The sequence below is a fragment of the Pseudomonas syringae pv. cilantro genome (genome assembly GCF_001293775.1).
GTDB lineage: Bacteria > Pseudomonadota > Gammaproteobacteria > Pseudomonadales > Pseudomonadaceae > Aquipseudomonas > Aquipseudomonas syringae_P.
In genome coordinates this window covers 112,589-129,983 of the sequence record NZ_LGLN01000029.1, presented here as the reverse complement: position 1 = coordinate 129,983, position 17,395 = coordinate 112,589, and the positions used below count along the sequence as shown (strand labels likewise).

Annotated in this window: 11 protein-coding genes, 2 tRNA genes and 3 rRNA genes; 2 read left to right on the top strand and 14 right to left on the bottom strand. The window is 57.0% G+C overall.

What is annotated here, in order from left to right:
• The 11 genes from rrf to ABJ99_RS05440 all read right to left on the bottom strand — a co-directional run.
• Positions 1–81, bottom strand: a 5S ribosomal RNA gene (gene rrf, locus ABJ99_RS05490); the annotation flags it as partial.
• 166 nt (positions 82–247) lie between these two features.
• Positions 248–3,140: ribosomal RNA gene (locus ABJ99_RS05485) — 23S ribosomal RNA — on the bottom strand.
• A gap of 242 nt (positions 3,141–3,382) precedes the next feature.
• Positions 3,383–3,458: transfer RNA gene (locus tag ABJ99_RS05480), tRNA-Ala, on the bottom strand.
• 44 nt (positions 3,459–3,502) lie between these two features.
• Positions 3,503–3,579: transfer RNA gene (locus tag ABJ99_RS05475), tRNA-Ile, on the bottom strand.
• A gap of 96 nt (positions 3,580–3,675) precedes the next feature.
• Positions 3,676–5,212, bottom strand: a 16S ribosomal RNA gene (locus ABJ99_RS05470).
• 235 nt (positions 5,213–5,447) lie between these two features.
• On the bottom strand, positions 5,448–6,080 hold the full coding sequence (gene msrQ / locus ABJ99_RS05465) for a protein-methionine-sulfoxide reductase heme-binding subunit MsrQ (protein WP_054084933.1): 633 nt from the start codon (positions 6,078–6,080) through the stop codon (positions 5,448–5,450).
• Entirely contained in the window at positions 6,080–7,093 is a 1,014-nt protein-coding gene (gene msrP, locus ABJ99_RS05460) for a protein-methionine-sulfoxide reductase catalytic subunit MsrP (protein WP_054084932.1), read from the bottom strand. The genes msrQ and msrP overlap by 1 nt, the downstream gene beginning before the upstream one ends.
• A gap of 62 nt (positions 7,094–7,155) precedes the next feature.
• A complete protein-coding gene (gene pssA / locus ABJ99_RS05455) occupies positions 7,156–8,007 on the bottom strand; it encodes a CDP-diacylglycerol--serine O-phosphatidyltransferase (RefSeq protein WP_007251715.1) in 852 nt (283 codons plus the stop codon).
• 156 nt (positions 8,008–8,163) lie between these two features.
• The gene (gene ilvC / locus ABJ99_RS05450; RefSeq protein ID WP_007251714.1) at positions 8,164–9,180 is read right to left on the bottom strand and encodes a ketol-acid reductoisomerase; all 1,017 of its coding nucleotides are present in this window, start codon (positions 9,178–9,180) and stop codon (positions 8,164–8,166) included.
• Between the two features lie 47 nt (positions 9,181–9,227).
• Positions 9,228–9,719: an acetolactate synthase small subunit gene (ilvN, locus tag ABJ99_RS05445; protein WP_002552075.1), complete on the bottom strand. Its 492-nt coding sequence runs from the start codon at positions 9,717–9,719 to the stop codon at positions 9,228–9,230.
• Positions 9,720–9,721: 2 nt separating this feature from the next.
• Positions 9,722–11,446 (bottom strand): acetolactate synthase 3 large subunit, encoded by a 1,725-nt coding sequence (locus tag ABJ99_RS05440; RefSeq protein WP_054084940.1) that lies wholly within the window; start codon positions 11,444–11,446, stop codon positions 9,722–9,724.
• 398 nt (positions 11,447–11,844) lie between these two features.
• Here ABJ99_RS05440 and ABJ99_RS05435 point away from each other — a divergent pair, with 398 nt between their 5' ends.
• Positions 11,845–12,261 (top strand): DUF4124 domain-containing protein, encoded by a 417-nt coding sequence (locus tag ABJ99_RS05435; RefSeq protein ID WP_054084931.1) that lies wholly within the window; start codon positions 11,845–11,847, stop codon positions 12,259–12,261.
• Here ABJ99_RS05435 and ABJ99_RS05430 read toward each other — a convergent pair.
• From ABJ99_RS05430 to mrcB, 3 genes are read right to left on the bottom strand one after another with little or no spacing between them, the layout of a single operon-like run.
• The gene (locus ABJ99_RS05430) at positions 12,258–12,587 is read right to left on the bottom strand and encodes a YqcC family protein (RefSeq protein WP_054084930.1); all 330 of its coding nucleotides are present in this window, start codon (positions 12,585–12,587) and stop codon (positions 12,258–12,260) included. The genes ABJ99_RS05435 and ABJ99_RS05430 overlap by 4 nt on opposite strands.
• A complete protein-coding gene (locus ABJ99_RS05425) occupies positions 12,587–13,330 on the bottom strand; it encodes a hypothetical protein (RefSeq protein WP_054084929.1) in 744 nt (247 codons plus the stop codon). The genes ABJ99_RS05430 and ABJ99_RS05425 overlap by 1 nt, the downstream gene beginning before the upstream one ends.
• Before the next feature lie 17 nt (positions 13,331–13,347).
• Positions 13,348–15,669, bottom strand: a complete 2,322-nt coding sequence (gene mrcB / locus ABJ99_RS05420; RefSeq protein WP_054084928.1) for a penicillin-binding protein 1B — start codon at positions 15,667–15,669, stop codon at positions 13,348–13,350.
• 130 nt (positions 15,670–15,799) lie between these two features.
• Here mrcB and ABJ99_RS05415 point away from each other — a divergent pair, with 130 nt between their 5' ends.
• On the top strand, positions 15,800–17,338 hold the full coding sequence (locus tag ABJ99_RS05415; RefSeq protein ID WP_054084927.1) for a bifunctional aminoglycoside phosphotransferase/ATP-binding protein: 1,539 nt from the start codon (positions 15,800–15,802) through the stop codon (positions 17,336–17,338).
• The last annotated feature ends 57 nt before the right edge of the window (positions 17,339–17,395 follow it).

Sequence of the window (17,395 nt, the reverse complement as noted above, 5' to 3'; positions counted from 1 at the left end):
CACACTACCATCGGCGATACATCGTTTCACTACTGAGTTCGGGATGGGATCAGGTGGTTCCAATGTTCTATGGTCGTCAAGAAATTCGGGTACCGAGTCGTGCCTTGCGGCGCGCTTCAGCAAATCGGGTATGTGACAGTCAGTCGTTCAGGTGTCGTTCGTGACGCAAACCTTCGGTTCGTGTCATCTCCACAGTCACCGCAATCTGATGCTCCCGTTCGGGAGTCGCAAATTGCTTGGGTGTTATATGGTCAAGCCTCACGGGCAATTAGTATTGGTTAGCTCAACGCCTCACAGCGCTTACACACCCAACCTATCAACGTCGTAGTCTTCGACGGCCCTTCAGGGAACTCAAGGTTCCAGTGAGATCTCATCTTGAGGCAAGTTTCCCGCTTAGATGCTTTCAGCGGTTATCTTTTCCGAACATAGCTACCCGGCAATGCCACTGGCGTGACAACCGGAACACCAGAGGTTCGTCCACTCCGGTCCTCTCGTACTAGGAGCAGCCCCTCTCAAATCTCAAACGTCCACGGCAGATAGGGACCGAACTGTCTCACGACGTTCTAAACCCAGCTCGCGTACCACTTTAAATGGCGAACAGCCATACCCTTGGGACCGGCTTCAGCCCCAGGATGTGATGAGCCGACATCGAGGTGCCAAACACCGCCGTCGATATGAACTCTTGGGCGGTATCAGCCTGTTATCCCCGGAGTACCTTTTATCCGTTGAGCGATGGCCCTTCCATACAGAACCACCGGATCACTAAGACCTACTTTCGTACCTGCTCGACGTGTCTGTCTCGCAGTCAAGCGCGCTTTTGCCTTTATACTCTACGACCGATTTCCGACCGGTCTGAGCGCACCTTCGTACTCCTCCGTTACTCTTTAGGAGGAGACCGCCCCAGTCAAACTACCCACCATACACTGTCCTCGATCCGGATAACGGACCTGAGTTAGAACCTCAAAGTTGCCAGGGTGGTATTTCAAGGTTGGCTCCACGCAGACTGGCGTCCACGCTTCAAAGCCTCCCACCTATCCTACACAAGCAAATTCAAAGTCCAGTGCAAAGCTATAGTAAAGGTTCACGGGGTCTTTCCGTCTAGCCGCGGATACACTGCATCTTCACAGCGATTTCAATTTCACTGAGTCTCGGGTGGAGACAGCGCCGCCATCGTTACGCCATTCGTGCAGGTCGGAACTTACCCGACAAGGAATTTCGCTACCTTAGGACCGTTATAGTTACGGCCGCCGTTTACCGGGGCTTCGATCAAGAGCTTCGCTTGCGCTAACCCCATCAATTAACCTTCCGGCACCGGGCAGGCGTCACACCCTATACGTCCACTTTCGTGTTTGCAGAGTGCTGTGTTTTTAATAAACAGTCGCAGCGGCCTGGTATCTTCGACCGGCATGGGCTTACGCAGTAAATGCTTCACCCTCACCGGCGCACCTTCTCCCGAAGTTACGGTGCCATTTTGCCTAGTTCCTTCACCCGAGTTCTCTCAAGCGCCTTGGTATTCTCTACCCAACCACCTGTGTCGGTTTGGGGTACGGTTCCTGGTTACCTGAAGCTTAGAAGCTTTTCTTGGAAGCATGGCATCAACCACTTCGTGTTCTAAAAGAACACTCGTCATCAGCTCTCGGCCTTAAGATCCCGGATTTACCTAAGATCTCAGCCTACCACCTTAAACCTGGACTACCAACGCCAGGCTGGCCTAGCCTTCTCCGTCCCTCCATCGCAATAACCAGAAGTACAGGAATATTAACCTGTTTTCCATCGACTACGCTTTTCAGCCTCGCCTTAGGGACCGACTAACCCTGCGTCGATTAACGTTGCGCAGGAAACCTTGGTCTTTCGGCGTGGGTGTTTTTCACACCCATTGTCGTTACTCATGTCAGCATTCGCACTTCTGATACCTCCAGCAAGCTTCTCAACTCACCTTCACAGGCTTACAGAACGCTCCTCTACCGCATCACCAAAGGTGATACCCGTAGCTTCGGTGCATGGTTTGAGCCCCGTTACATCTTCCGCGCAGGCCGACTCGACTAGTGAGCTATTACGCTTTCTTTAAAGGGTGGCTGCTTCTAAGCCAACCTCCTAGCTGTCTAAGCCTTCCCACATCGTTTCCCACTTAACCATGACTTTGGGACCTTAGCTGACGGTCTGGGTTGTTTCCCTTTTCACGACGGACGTTAGCACCCGCCGTGTGTCTCCCATGCTCGGCACTTGTAGGTATTCGGAGTTTGCATCGGTTTGGTAAGTCGGGATGACCCCCTAGCCGAAACAGTGCTCTACCCCCTACAGTGATACATGAGGCGCTACCTAAATAGCTTTCGAGGAGAACCAGCTATCTCCGAGCTTGATTAGCCTTTCACTCCGATCCACAGGTCATCCGCTAACTTTTCAACGGTAGTCGGTTCGGTCCTCCAGTTAGTGTTACCCAACCTTCAACCTGCCCATGGATAGATCGCCCGGTTTCGGGTCTATTCCCAGCGACTAGACGCCCTATTAAGACTCGCTTTCGCTACGCCTCCCCTATTCGGTTAAGCTCGCCACTGAAAATAAGTCGCTGACCCATTATACAAAAGGTACGCAGTCACCCAACAATGTGGGCTCCCACTGCTTGTACGCATACGGTTTCAGGATCTATTTCACTCCGCTCTCCGCGGTTCTTTTCGCCTTTCCCTCACGGTACTGGTTCACTATCGGTCAGTCAGTAGTATTTAGCCTTGGAGGATGGTCCCCCCATATTCAGACAAGGTTTCTCGTGCCCCGTCCTACTCGATTTCATTGCAAAGGGATTTTCGCGTACAGGGCTATCACCCACTATGGCCGCACTTTCCAGAGCGTTCCGCTAATCTCAATACAACTTAAGGGCTGGTCCCCGTTCGCTCGCCACTACTAAGGGAATCTCGGTTGATTTCTTTTCCTCAGGGTACTTAGATGTTTCAGTTCCCCTGGTTCGCCTCTTACACCTATGTATTCAGTGTAAGATAACCATCTTGTGATGGCTGGGTTCCCCCATTCAGACATCTCCGGATCACAGTCTGTTTGCCGACTCCCCGAAGCTTTTCGCAGGCTACCACGTCTTTCATCGCCTCTGACTGCCAAGGCATCCACCGTATGCGCTTCTTCACTTGACCATATAACCCCAAGCAATCTGGTTATACTGTGAAGACGACATTCGCCGAAAGTTTGCATTTCACAAACTTTACCTTAGCCCGGACACGCACCAGTGAAAGAGGTGCCCGGTCTATATTTCTTTCTATCACATACCCAAATTTTTAAAGAACGATCTAATCAAAGACTAGAAATCAACATTCACGCACCCTTCAATCATCCGGGTGGAATGCTCATTTCTAAGCTTTCAAACAGAAGCAGTAAGTGGTGGAGCCAAGCGGGATCGAACCGCTGACCTCCTGCGTGCAAGGCAGGCGCTCTCCCAGCTGAGCTATGGCCCCGTATCCGGGTGTCGTACGCGCTCTGACCAACTTCACCAGGTAACTGGTGGGTCTGGGCAGATTCGAACTGCCGACCTCACCCTTATCAGGGGTGCGCTCTAACCAACTGAGCTACAGACCCAAAATCGGGTGTGCAAAGCAAAAGCTGCTTCTCATCGTCTTCTTCAATGAATCAAGCAATTCGTGTGGGTGCTTATGGTGCAGCTGAGTCGTCGATTAAGGAGGTGATCCAGCCGCAGGTTCCCCTACGGCTACCTTGTTACGACTTCACCCCAGTCATGAATCACACCGTGGTAACCGTCCCCCCGAAGGTTAGACTAGCTACTTCTGGTGCAACCCACTCCCATGGTGTGACGGGCGGTGTGTACAAGGCCCGGGAACGTATTCACCGCGACATTCTGATTCGCGATTACTAGCGATTCCGACTTCACGCAGTCGAGTTGCAGACTGCGATCCGGACTACGATCGGTTTTGTGAGATTAGCTCCACCTCGCGGCTTGGCAACCCTCTGTACCGACCATTGTAGCACGTGTGTAGCCCAGGCCGTAAGGGCCATGATGACTTGACGTCATCCCCACCTTCCTCCGGTTTGTCACCGGCAGTCTCCTTAGAGTGCCCACCTTAACGTGCTGGTAACTAAGGACAAGGGTTGCGCTCGTTACGGGACTTAACCCAACATCTCACGACACGAGCTGACGACAGCCATGCAGCACCTGTCTCAATGCTCCCGAAGGCACTCCTCTATCTCTAAAGGATTCATTGGATGTCAAGGCCTGGTAAGGTTCTTCGCGTTGCTTCGAATTAAACCACATGCTCCACCGCTTGTGCGGGCCCCCGTCAATTCATTTGAGTTTTAACCTTGCGGCCGTACTCCCCAGGCGGTCAACTTAATGCGTTAGCTGCGCCACTAAGAGCTCAAGGCTCCCAACGGCTAGTTGACATCGTTTACGGCGTGGACTACCAGGGTATCTAATCCTGTTTGCTCCCCACGCTTTCGCACCTCAGTGTCAGTATCAGTCCAGGTGGTCGCCTTCGCCACTGGTGTTCCTTCCTATATCTACGCATTTCACCGCTACACAGGAAATTCCACCACCCTCTACCATACTCTAGCTTGCCAGTTTTGGATGCAGTTCCCAGGTTGAGCCCGGGGATTTCACATTCAACTTAACAAACCACCTACGCGCGCTTTACGCCCAGTAATTCCGATTAACGCTTGCACCCTCTGTATTACCGCGGCTGCTGGCACAGAGTTAGCCGGTGCTTATTCTGTCGGTAACGTCAAAACAGATACGTATTAGGTAACTGCCTTCCTCCCAACTTAAAGTGCTTTACAATCCGAAGACCTTCTTCACACACGCGGCATGGCTGGATCAGGCTTTCGCCCATTGTCCAATATTCCCCACTGCTGCCTCCCGTAGGAGTCTGGACCGTGTCTCAGTTCCAGTGTGACTGATCATCCTCTCAGACCAGTTACGGATCGTCGCCTTGGTGAGCCGTTACCTCACCAACCAGCTAATCCGACCTAGGCTCATTGATAGCGCAAGGCCCGAAGGTCCCCTGCTTTCTCCCGTAGGACGTATGCGGTATTAGCGTCCGTTTCCGAGCGTTATCCCCCACTACCAGGCAGATTCCTAGGCATTACTCACCCGTCCGCCGCTCGCCACCAGGTACAAGTACCCGTGCTGCCGCTCGACTTGCATGTGTTAGGCCTGCCGCCAGCGTTCAATCTGAGCCATGATCAAACTCTTCAGTTCAAACATCTAACTGGGTTTTGAGAAAACCCTAAACTTGGCTCAGCAATCGTTGGTTACATCGTTGATTTCTCGCGGAGTAACTTGGGTTGCTGATAATCTGTTGACTTCAGTCTGACACCACAAGCACCCACACGAATTGCTTGATTCAGTTGTTAAAGAGCGGGTGNTCTACAAGACTTTTTCGTTTCCATCTGCGCCGGAAGTGGGGCGAATTATAGACACATCACAGAGCGCGTCAACCGTTATTTTGAACTTTTAACGACCTGGCCTTCGCACTGCCGCCCAGACGCGGGATTCGCCGAGCAAACGCTGGAACCCGCAGCAGTAACAGGAATGCACCTATCCCCGCATACAACGCCCACTCTTTAAGGTCAGCCCTGACAATCCAGAACATGTGCAATAGGCCCAGCCCGAGAATCATATAGACCAGCCGGTGCAGTTTCTTCCATCGGCTACCCATACGGCGCTGACTGTAGCGATTGGACGTCACCGCCAACACCAGCAAACACAGAAACGCCAAGGCACCCACGATAATGTAAGGGCGCTTCACCAACTCGACACCCAACTGCCCCCAATCCAGCCCGAGGACAAACAACGCGTACATCGTCATGTGCAGCACGACATAAGCAAAGCACCAGAGCCCTAACTGGCGACGAACGACAATCCATCCCGGCCAGCCGGTCAGACGCTGCAACGGCGTCATGGCCAGTGTGATCAGCAGCATGATCAACGTCGCCAGTCCAAAGTTCTCGACCAGCGCCTTACCTGGATCAGGCCCCAAGGCAAAAATCCACGCCTGATAAAGCCACCAGACAGGTGCAATGCAAGCTGCGACAAACACCGCGAGGCGAAAAAGCGGATAGCGCATCAGTAGTCCTTCCGCAGATCCATACCCGTATACAAGGAAGCAACCTCCTCCGTGTAACCGTTGAACATCTGTGTATCCCGCACATTGGGACTGAACAGTCCGCTCGGCAGACGACGCTCACGAGCCTGCGTCCAGCGCGGGTGATCGACAGTCGGATTGACGTTGGCATAGAAGCCATACTCATTGGCCGCGATACTCTGCCATGTGGTCTTCGGCTGCTCACTGACCAGGCTGATCCGCACGATCGACTTCACACTTTTGAAACCGTACTTCCACGGCACCACCAGACGCAATGGCGCGCCGTTCTGATTCGGCAGCTCGCGCCCATACATCCCAACGGCAAGAATCGCCAGCGGGTTCATCGCCTCATCCAGACGCAGCCCTTCTACATAGGGCCAGTCGATCAAGGCGAAGTTGGAGCGCTGCCCCGGCATGGACTTGGCGTCCTCCAGGGTCTCGAAGCGAATGTATTTGGCTTTGGAGGTCGGCTCCACTTGCTTGAGCAGCTCCGAAATCGGGAAACCCATCCACGGGATGACCATCGACCAGGCCTCTACGCAGCGTAGTCGATAGATCCGCTCTTCCAGTTGATACGGTTTCATGAAGTCTTCAAGCGCGTAGCGTCCCGGCTTGCCGACTTCGCCGTCGATCACCACGCTCCACGGCTCGGTCTGCAACGAACCCGCATTCTTCGCCGGATCACCCTTGTCGGTACCGAACTCATAGAAGTTGTTGTAGTGGGTCGCATCCTTGAACGGCGTGACGGCCTCGTCCTTGACGTTGACGGCCTGCCATTTGGTGGCCGAAAGCTTGTCGTTGAACCAGCCCGGAGCCTTGCCGGGCTCGACATCTGCATAGCGCGAGGCATCTGCCGCACCTGCCCAGCGCGGCAGGGCCGTGACAGCCAGGCCGGCAAGCGAGCTGGCGAGCACTGTGCGGCGAGAGAGGTAGATGGATTCAGGCGTGACGTCCGACTCTTTGGAGTCCGACGCAGAAGGAAGCTTGATTAGCATGATGACTCCGCAGCCTAGGGAACTGATGCACCAGTAGACTACGGAGTATGGTGGAAATTAGATCATTGCGAGGCTTTATGGCGACGCAATAGATACTGAATCGGTCCGGACAGCGCGTAGGCAAGGAAGATCAGCAGCAGGATGCGCGGCGGATCGCTGAACACCACGGCAAACACCAGCACCACCGCCAGAATCGCAACGAAAGGCACTCGGCCCTTCAGGTCCAGCTCCTTGAAGCTGTTGTACTTGATGTTGCTGACCATCAGCATGCCGGCGGCCGCGACCAGCAGCGCCACGAGAAACGACAGCTTGGAGCCTTGTATGCCGAAGTCGCTGAACGCCCAGACCGTTCCCGCCACGACACCTGCCGCCGCCGGGCTGGCCAGACCAATAAAGTAGCGCTTGTCAGCCGTGCCGACCTGGGTATTGAAACGCGCCAGTCGCAGCGCGGCCCCCGCTACATAGATGAAGGCGACCATCCAGCCGACCTTGCCCATGTCGCCCAAGGCCCAGCCGAACGCCAGCAAGGCCGGTGCCACGCCGAAAGCGACCATGTCGGACAACGAATCGTACTCGGCGCCAAATGCACTTTGGGTGTTGGTCATGCGCGCAACGCGACCATCCAGCCCGTCGAGGACCATGGCGACGAAGATTGCGATGGCGGCGAACGCGAAATATTTGCTCGCCCCCGCGAAATCACCCGCACTCATGGCGCTCTGAGCACTCATGGAACTGATGATGGAGTAGAAACCGGCAAACAGATTCGCCGTGGTAAACAGGTTGGGCAGCAGATAGATACCGCGGTGCCGGACCTGACGGCCTTCGGCATCATGCCCTTCTTCCACATGTTCATCGATCGGTAGCAGACTTTCAGCGTCAGAGGCCTTGATGGGCTCTTCAGGACGTTCGCTCATGGAGATTACCTTGCAGCGGTATGAAAAGGTTCGACACAGGTCTGCGGCGAGGGTTCGCCAGCAAAACGTTGCAGCTTTATACCAGAGCCTGACCCATAACGAAAAAGCGCGACCCATGGGTCGCGCTTTTTCAAACCGTCTGTAAACCGGAAAAGCTTAGTTCTTGTCTTTGTCGACGATCTTGTTTGCCGCGATCCAAGGCATCATAGAGCGCAGTTTCTCGCCGATGATTTCGATGCCGTGCGCAGCGTTGTTACGACGCTTGGCGGTCATCGATGGGTAGCCGGTCGCGCCTTCGGTAATGAACATCTTCGCGTATTCACCGTCCTGGATGCGCTTCAGAGCGTTGCGCATGGCCTGACGCGATTCAGCGTTGATGACTTCCGGGCCAGTCACGTACTCGCCGTACTCGGCGTTGTTGGAGATCGAGTAGTTCATGTTGGCGATGCCGCCTTCGTACATGAGGTCAACGATCAGCTTCAGTTCGTGCAGGCACTCGAAGTAGGCCATTTCTGGCGCGTAGCCGGCTTCAACCAGCGTTTCGAAACCGGCCTTGACCAGTTCGACAGTACCGCCACACAGAACAGCCTGCTCGCCGAACAGGTCGGTTTCAGTCTCGTCCTTGAAAGTGGTTTCGATGATACCGGTACGGCCGCCGCCAACGCCCGAAGCGTAAGACAGCGCAACGTTCTTGGCGTTGCCCGATGCATCCTGATAAACCGCGATCAGGTCAGGAATACCGCCGCCTTTGACGAATTCGGTACGCACGGTGTGGCCCGGGGCCTTCGGCGCGATCATGATCACGTCGAGATCAGCGCGTGGCACAACCTGGTTGTAGTGAATCGCGAAACCGTGGGAAAACGCCAGTGTTGCGCCCTGCTTCAGGTTCGGCTCGACTTCGTTCTTGTACAGCTGGGACTGGAACTCGTCCGGGGTCAGGATCATGACCAGGTCGGCAGCAGCGACGGCAGAAGCAACGTCCGTCACTTTCAGGCCATGAGCTTCAGCCTTGGCGACAGTGGCCGAACCTTTGCGCAGGCCAACGGTGACATCAACGCCGGAGTCTTTCAGGTTGCACGCTTGAGCGTGGCCTTGCGAACCGTAACCGATGATGGCGACTTTCTTGCCCTGGATGATCGAAAGGTCACAGTCTTTGTCGTAGAAAACTTTCATGGAAATCCCCTGTTATCGTGGCCGTTCAGGCCATTTGCTTAATTGATTTAAATGCTCAGCACTTTGTCGCCACGGGCAATACCCGTCACGCCACTGCGTACTGTTTCCAGGATGGCGGCAGTGCCGATGGCCTGAATGAAGCTGTCCAGTTTGTCGCTCGTGCCGCTCAGCTGTACGGTGTAGACGCTGGCAGTCACGTCGACGATCTGCCCGCGGAAAATGTCCGTGGTACGTTTGATCTCGGCACGCTGCGCGCCGGTGGCCTTGACCTTGACCAGCATCAGTTCACGCTCGATGTGAGCGCTTTCCGACAGGTCGACCAGCTTGACCACCTCAATGAGTTTGTTGAGGTTCTTGGTGATCTGCTCGATCACCTCATCGTGACCCACGGTGGTCAGCGTCAGCCGCGACAGGGTCGGGTCTTCGGTTGGCGCGACTGTCAGGCTTTCGATGTTGTAGTTACGCTGCGAGAACAGACCGACCACACGAGAAAGCGCGCCCGGTTCGTTTTCCAGCAACAGGGAAATGATATGACGCATGATTATGTCCGCTCCGTCTTGCTCAACCACATATCGCGCATCGAACCGTCCTTGATCTGCATCGGGTAGACGTGCTCGGTCACATCGACCTGAATGTCGAGGAACACCAGCCGGTCAGTCATGGCAAAGGCTTCTTCCATCTTCGGCTTCAGATCTTTCAAATCGGTGATGCGCATACCGACGTGGCCATAGGCTTCGACCAGCTTGACGAAGTCAGGCAGCGATTCCATGTAGGAATGCGAGTGACGCGCGCCGTAACTCATGTCCTGCCATTGACGGACCATGCCCAGCACGCCGTTGTTGAGCAGGATGATTTTCACCGGCAGGCCATATTGCAGACAGGTCGACAGCTCCTGAATGTTCATCTGGATGCTGCCCTCCCCGGTCACACAGGCAACGTGCTCGTCCGGGAAACTCAGCTTGACGCCCATCGCCGCAGGAAAGCCGAAGCCCATCGTGCCCAGACCGCCCGAGTTGATCCAGCGGTTCGGCTTGTTGAATCGGTAGTACTGCGCAGCGAACATCTGGTGCTGGCCGACATCCGAGGTTACGTAGGCATCGCCCTTGGTGACTTCGCACAGCGTTTCGATCACCGCCTGCGGCTTGATGACAGAGCCATCGCCACGGTTATAAGGGAACAGATCGCCATTCCCGCGCCATTCATCGATCTGCTTCCACCAGGCATCGACCGATGCCTTGTCAGGCGTTTCGCCGATCTCTTTCAGGGTGGCAACCATTTCGGTCAGCACGCTTTCGACCGGACCGACGATAGGCACGTCGGCCTTGATGGTCTTGGAGATCGACGCCGGGTCGATATCGATGTGGATGATCTTGGCATTCGGGCAGAACTTGCTCGCGCCATTGATCACCCGGTCATCGAAACGCGCGCCCACGGCCAGGATCACATCGGTGTGGTGCATCGCGAGGTTGGCGGTGTAGCTGCCATGCATGCCGAGCATCCCGACGAACTGGCGATCCGTGCCCGGATAGCAACCCAGGCCCATCAGCGTATTGGTGACCGGAGCATTGAGCAGCTGCGCCAGCTCGGTCAGCTGCGCCGAAGCGTTGCCCATGATCACGCCACCACCGGCATAGATGATCGGACGCTTGGCCGCCAGGAGCATTTTCACCGCTTTGCGGATCTGCCCGGAATGACCACGAACCGCCGGGCTGTAGGAGCGCAGCTTGGCTTTCTTGGGAAAGACGTATTCGAATTTCTCGGCCGGGTTGGTCATGTCTTTCGGAATATCGACGACCACAGGACCGGGACGACCCGACTGCGCCAGATAGAAAGCCTTTTTCAGGATTTCCGGAATTTCCGACGGGTGCTTGATCATGAAGCTGTGCTTCACGATCGGCCGGGAGATACCGATCATGTCGGTTTCCTGGAACGCATCGGTACCCACCAGCGTGCTCGCGACCTGACCGGACAGCACTACCATCGGAATAGAGTCCATGTACGCCGTGGCGATACCGGTAATGGCATTGGTCGCACCGGGACCCGAGGTCACCAGCACCACGCCCGCCTTGCCGGTCGCACGCGCATAACCGTCAGCCATGTGCGTGGCAGCCTGCTCGTGACGAACAAGGATATGGCTCACGGCCGGTTCTTTGAACAGGGCATCGTAGACATGCAGAAGGGCACCACCCGGGTACCCGTAGATATGCTCAACGCCTTCGTCACGCAAAAAGCGGACGATCATTTCAGCGCCAGATAAAAGCTCCACGTTGTTCACCTCTAAAACGCCAGAATACCGCCCACTCCGGGACGGGTCTTTGTAGGTTTACTGCCAGCAGAGCATGAGCGACGGTGGTCGCCGACTACGTCAGCACTGACTGAGCAAGTATTGGGATGTCCCTGAGTGTTGCGGAACATTCCCACCCAGCGCGAGGTAACGCGTTGCGGGTGTTACAGGTCGGCGCGGGTGTGCGCCTCATGATCTACCGAGAGGGTCTGCTTCTGGCAGTCCTTCTACAGCGAACTTTGGATTGTTGTGATTCCCCCCCCTCAAGTCAAGTCATCCGTGCGCTTTCTTGGCAGCAAGCCTGTGAAATCGCACCGTTTCGGACGGAAACGCACCGTTATGGTAGTTTTCCAGAGGCACTGACACCTCAAGGACTCGACATGCGCTGGATGATTTTCGCCGCAGCACTGACCATCGTTTCAACCGGCCAGGCCGCTTCTGTCTATAAATGGGTCGACGCCCAGGGCGTGACGCATTTTGACGCCCAGCCGCCGACGGGCCAGCAGGCTCAGCAGATAAACGTGCCACAGCCGCCGCCAGTAGCTCCCCCTGCGCCACCCGCGGACGACGGCGCCGCACAGCAACGCGCCATCGACCAGAAAGTCAAAAATCAGCTAAAAATGCAGGAAGCCAGGCGCGTCGGGAATTGCGAGACCCTGCGCACCAATCTCGCGCAACTGCAGAACAATCCCCGGGTCCGCGAGCAAGTGGGTGGCGAGTCGCGACGTCTTACGGAGGAGACCCGCAAGACGCGTATCGAAGAAACCGAGCGGGCGATCAGTGAGCTTTGCCGCTAGCGCGTCGCAGCGATCAGTTGATCGAACCGCGCCAGATGCTGTTGCAGCAGACGCGTTTCACTCAAGCGACCGGCATAGACCATCTCGGCCATTTCCACGATGCCGGACGCATTGGGCAGTGGCAGGTCGTGCTCGAGGATGACCTTCATGCGCGGCAGAAAGATCCATTGCAGCCATTGCGCGAACTCCAGCGTATCGACACTGAACGGCTCCTGGCTGGACAACGCCGCTTCGCTGGGCTGTGTGATATCCCACCAGCCCAGCGCGCGCAACTCGCGCTCTATCAGCAACAACTGCTCGGCAATTTCAGGCAGGCGCTGGTCCATTAGCGAGCCTTCTGACGAGCCAGCGCAGCACCGGCCGCATCACCTTGTTTCTCGCGGGACTGCGCGATCAAACCCCAGAGGCTGGCTTGCAGACTGGCCCGGCCATTGGCGTAAGTCAGACCGCGACGGGCCAATTGCTCGGCCTGGGCTGCATCGCCTTGGGCCAGACGCACTTGTGCCAGACGATAAAGCACCTGCGGCTCGCGCGGGGCAACACGCTGCGCGCGCTCGAGACTGGAAGAGGCGCCATTCAGATCACCGCTGCTCTGCTGTTGCTGTGCGGTGGTCAGCAAGGCCAGAACCGGGCCATCCAGTTGCTCATCCTCGGACAGACCGCCACCGCTGGAAGGAATCCCGCTCGGTGCCGAGGTGGCCGGAATGCTGTAGCTGTTATTGCCAGCCGGAGCCGGACTGATCGGCGCCTGAGTGGCTGGAGCCGCATCGACAGGCGGCGTGTTGACGCTGAACGGGGCCTGGCTGGCCGGAGCAGAAAAACTCTGACCCGCGTCGCCACTACCGCCGCCGGGCACCATCACGACCACGCCCGAGTCTTGCGGTACGGCTTGCGGCTGCTGAGCCGGCGCAGTGCCAGGGCGATAAGCGCCCTTGTTCGTAGCTGCCACGCGCTCGCCATTGGACACTCTGGAGCTTGAGTCCTCAACCGGAATCGAGCCGCGCTCCACACTGGCGCAGCCATTCAGCAAAGCCAGAGCCGTTAAAGCTGGAATCCACCATTTATTCACGTCAAAACCTCGATTGCCTAGTTCAACCAACCCTTGACCCAGTCCATCACCTCAGTCGCAGGTGCTGGAGCGCCGCCGCATGTCGCGCCGGGCTGGGGCTCACTGCCGCGAATATACGGCATCTGCACTGCATTCGGGCAGTTGGCGTCCGAGCCCTGACCGGTCTGCGCATCGACCCACACCTGAACGACGTTGTCCGGCATCGCCATGTCCAGCGGCAGCGGATCGGCCTTGCGCATGAAGCTGGTCCAGACCTGCAAGGCCCCGGTTGCGCCGGTGAACGGAGTCTTGCCGTTATCGTCGCGGCCCATCCAGACCACCGCCAGCAGGTCCTGACTGAAACCGGCAAACCAGCTGTCGCGAGAGTCGTTACTGGTGCCGGTCTTGCCTGCCAGATTCAGCGAACTCGGCAACACGTTGTAAACAGATTTGCCCGTCCCTTCGCGCATGACACGCTGCATCGCATTCTGCACCAGATAAATCGCACCCGGATCGAAGCGCTGCTCGATCTTGAACGGATAGCGCTTGAGCGGTTCACCTTCAGCCGTCAGTACGCTGCGAATACCGCGCATCGGCGTATTGAACCCGCCGCTGGCGATCGTCTGATACAGGGTGGCGACTTCCATCGGACTCAAGCCGCCCGCCCCCAGCAACATCGATGGATACGCGGGCCACTCGCGAGTCACGCCCAGCCTGGCCAGGGTTTTGAACACGTTCGGAATACCCAGCTCAAGGCCCAGCTTGGCAGTCGACAAGTTGTAGGAATGCGCCAGCCCCTGATACAGAAAGATATTGCCGTGGGACTTGTGATCGTAGTTCTGCGGTTTCCAGATCTGACCGTCGGCACCCTTGACCTGGAACAGCTCGTCGGCGATCCAGCTGGTCAGCGTGTACTGGCTTGGGCGCTCCAGCGCGGTCAGATAAATGGCCGGTTTGACCAGCGAGCCAATCGGCCGCACCGCGTCGATCGCCCGATTGAAGCCCGAGAACCCGGCCTCGCGTCCGCCAATCAGCGCTTGCACCTCGCCGGTCTCCGGATTGGTGACGACCATCCCCACCTCCACTTCATCCACACCCTTGCGCCCGGCAAGCTTCTTGAACGTGTCGTCTATGGCCGCCTGGGACTTCATCTGCAGGATCGGGTCGAAGCTGGTGAAGATCCGCAGCCCCTCTTCGGTCAAATCTTCGTCACGATAGTCTTCGCGCAACTGACGTTTGACCAGATCGAGGAAAGCCGGAAAAGAACTGTCGGCGAGCGTGCCGGTTTTGGTCACGCCCAGTGGCATTTTCTTCGCAGCGGCAACCACTTCAGGTGTGGCCACGCCTTGCTGCTCGAACAGGTCGAGCACCAGATTACGACGCTCCAGCGCACGCTCGGGATTGCGACGCGGGTTATAGAAGGACGGCCCCTTGACCAGCCCGACCAGCATCGCCACTTGATGGATTTTCAGTTCGGACAACGGCTGACTGAAGAAATACTGACTGGCCAGACCGAAACCGTGGACGGCGCGCTGGCCATCCTGGCCGACAAAGACCTCGTTGAGATAAGCCTCAAGGATCTCCTGCTTGCTGTAATGAATCTCCAGCAAGACGGCCATCATGGCTTCGGTCAGTTTGCGAGTCAGGCTGCGCTCGTTGGTCAGGTAGAAGTTCTTGACCAGCTGCTGGGTCAGCGTGCTGCCGCCCTGGCGCATCTGCCCCTGGGACGTGTTGACCCACATGGCCCGGGCAATGGATTTGGGTGACACCCCGAAGTGATGGTAGAAATCCCGGTCTTCAACCGCGACCAGCCCATCGAGCAGGTACGGCGGAGCCTGATCGAGCTTGATCAGGATCCGGTCTTCGAGATTCTTCGGGTACAGGCCGCCGATCAGCAAGGGCTCGAGCCGTGCGACCGCGAGCTTGGCGCCATTGCCCGACGACAGGTCGGCGACATAATCACCGGAGAAGCGCACCCGCACCTGCTGTGCGGCATCGGTGCCTTCGTAAAACTGGAAGCCACGGGTATTGAGAGCGACCGTGTTGCCGTTCACGGCCGCAGCGCCCGGCCCGTTGGCCACGCTTTCACGGCGATAGCCCAGTGCATCGAGCTCGATGAGGAAGTCATCACGGCTGAGCTTCTGCCCGACGAACAGCTCCAGCGGCCGTGCATAGACCTTGGCCGGGATGGTCCAGCGCTTGCCGGAGAATTTCTCCTGAACAATCGCATCGAGATAAATCGCCAGGCCGCCCAGCAGAACCAGGCCGACGATACCAAGCTTCAACGCCCAGCCCAGCCACTTGTGCAGGCTGCGGGGAGGTTGCTTTTTAGGGGAACGAGAGGTGCGGGATCGAGTCATGGGCGCGGATTATACGCACTTTGCCAAGGATCGACAGACGCCTGAGCCAGCGGTTTGCAGCCTCGTGCCAAGCGGCCATAATGGCTGCATCGCACACTTATATTTCGAATACATTCCTGAAGGATCGTCCGTGAGCCAGTCTTTGATCGCAGCCCTGCAGAACCCTGCCCTTTTCCCTCATCCGGTGGAGCATTTCCAGGTCATCGAAACGCACATTTCGTGGGTTCTGCTGACCGGCCCTTATGCTTACAAAATCAAGAAACCGATGAATTTCGGCTTTCTGGATTTCACCACACTGGCCTTGCGCGAGCATTTCTGTCACGAAGAGCTGCGCCTGAACCAGCGCACCACTGACGATCTGTACCTTGAAGTGTTGCCGATCACCGGCTCGGCCGACGCGCCGCAACTGGGAGGCGACGGTGAAGTGATCGAATACGCACTCAAAATGCGCCAGTTTTCACAGGACGGTCTGTTGAGCACGCTGCAAGCCAATGGCGAGCTGACCACTGCCCACATCGACGCGCTGGCGCAGCAGATCGCCGGTTTCCATCTTGACTCGCCGCGTGTTACCAGCGAGAGCGAATGGGGGTCGCCTGACAGCGTCATGTCGCCGGTTGTACAGAATTTCGAGCAGATTCGCCCGCTGATCAGCGAAAAATCCGATCTGGCGCAACTCGATGCCCTACAGGCCTGGGCTGAATCGAGCTTTGCGCGACTCAAGCCTTTGCTGACGCAGCGCAAGGCCGACGGTTTCATCCGTGAATGCCATGGCGATATCCATCTGGGTAACGCCACCTTGATCGATGGCAAGGTCGTGCTGTTTGACTGCATCGAGTTCAACGAGCCGTTCCGCAAGACCGATGTCTATGCCGACATCGGCTTTCTGGCGATGGACCTCGAGGACCGTGGCCTGAAATCGCTTTCACGTCGGCTGGTCAGTCAGTACCTGGAAGTGACCGGCGATTATGCAGGCCTTGAGTTGCTGAACTTCTACAAAGCCTATCGCGCCATGGTTCGTGCCAAGGTAGCGTTGTTCAGCCAGGCCCCCGACGCTGATGGGTTACAGCGTGCGGCCACCCTGCGCCAGTACCGCAACTATGCCAATCTGGCCGAAAGTTACAGCGCCATCCCGTCACCGTTCCTGGCCATCACTCACGGTGTTTCAGCAGTAGGCAAAAGCCACGTGGCCATGCGTCTGGTCGAGTCGCTGGGCGCTGTGCGCCTGCGCTCCGATATCGAGCGCAAACGTCTGTTTCCCGGCCAGGGTGCAGCGCTGTACGGCGAACAGGCCAGTGTCGCAACGTATGCGCGCTTGCATGAACTGGCTGAAAAGTCCCTGCGTGCAGGCTTCTCGGTTGTGATCGACGCGACTTATCTCAAGCATGAACAGCGCGACGCGGCGGCACAAATAGCCGAAATCACGGGTGTGCCGTTCCTGATCATCGATTGCGAAGCGCCGCAGGCTGTCATCGCTGGCTGGCTCGCACAACGTCAGGCGCAGAACAACGACCCGTCCGACGCCACGCTGGAGGTGATCGAGGCCCAGCAAGCCAATCGCGAGCCGCTGAGCGCAGAAGAAATTCTGCGCAGCAAGAAGGTTGCGACCAACGTCAGCCGTGACATGGACAGTCTCATCGGCAACCTGCGCCAGCGCCTGCCAGGCCTGTAAAACCCACGCATGGCCGTTGAGCGGTTAACGCTTCACGGCCTCATAATGATGGCGATA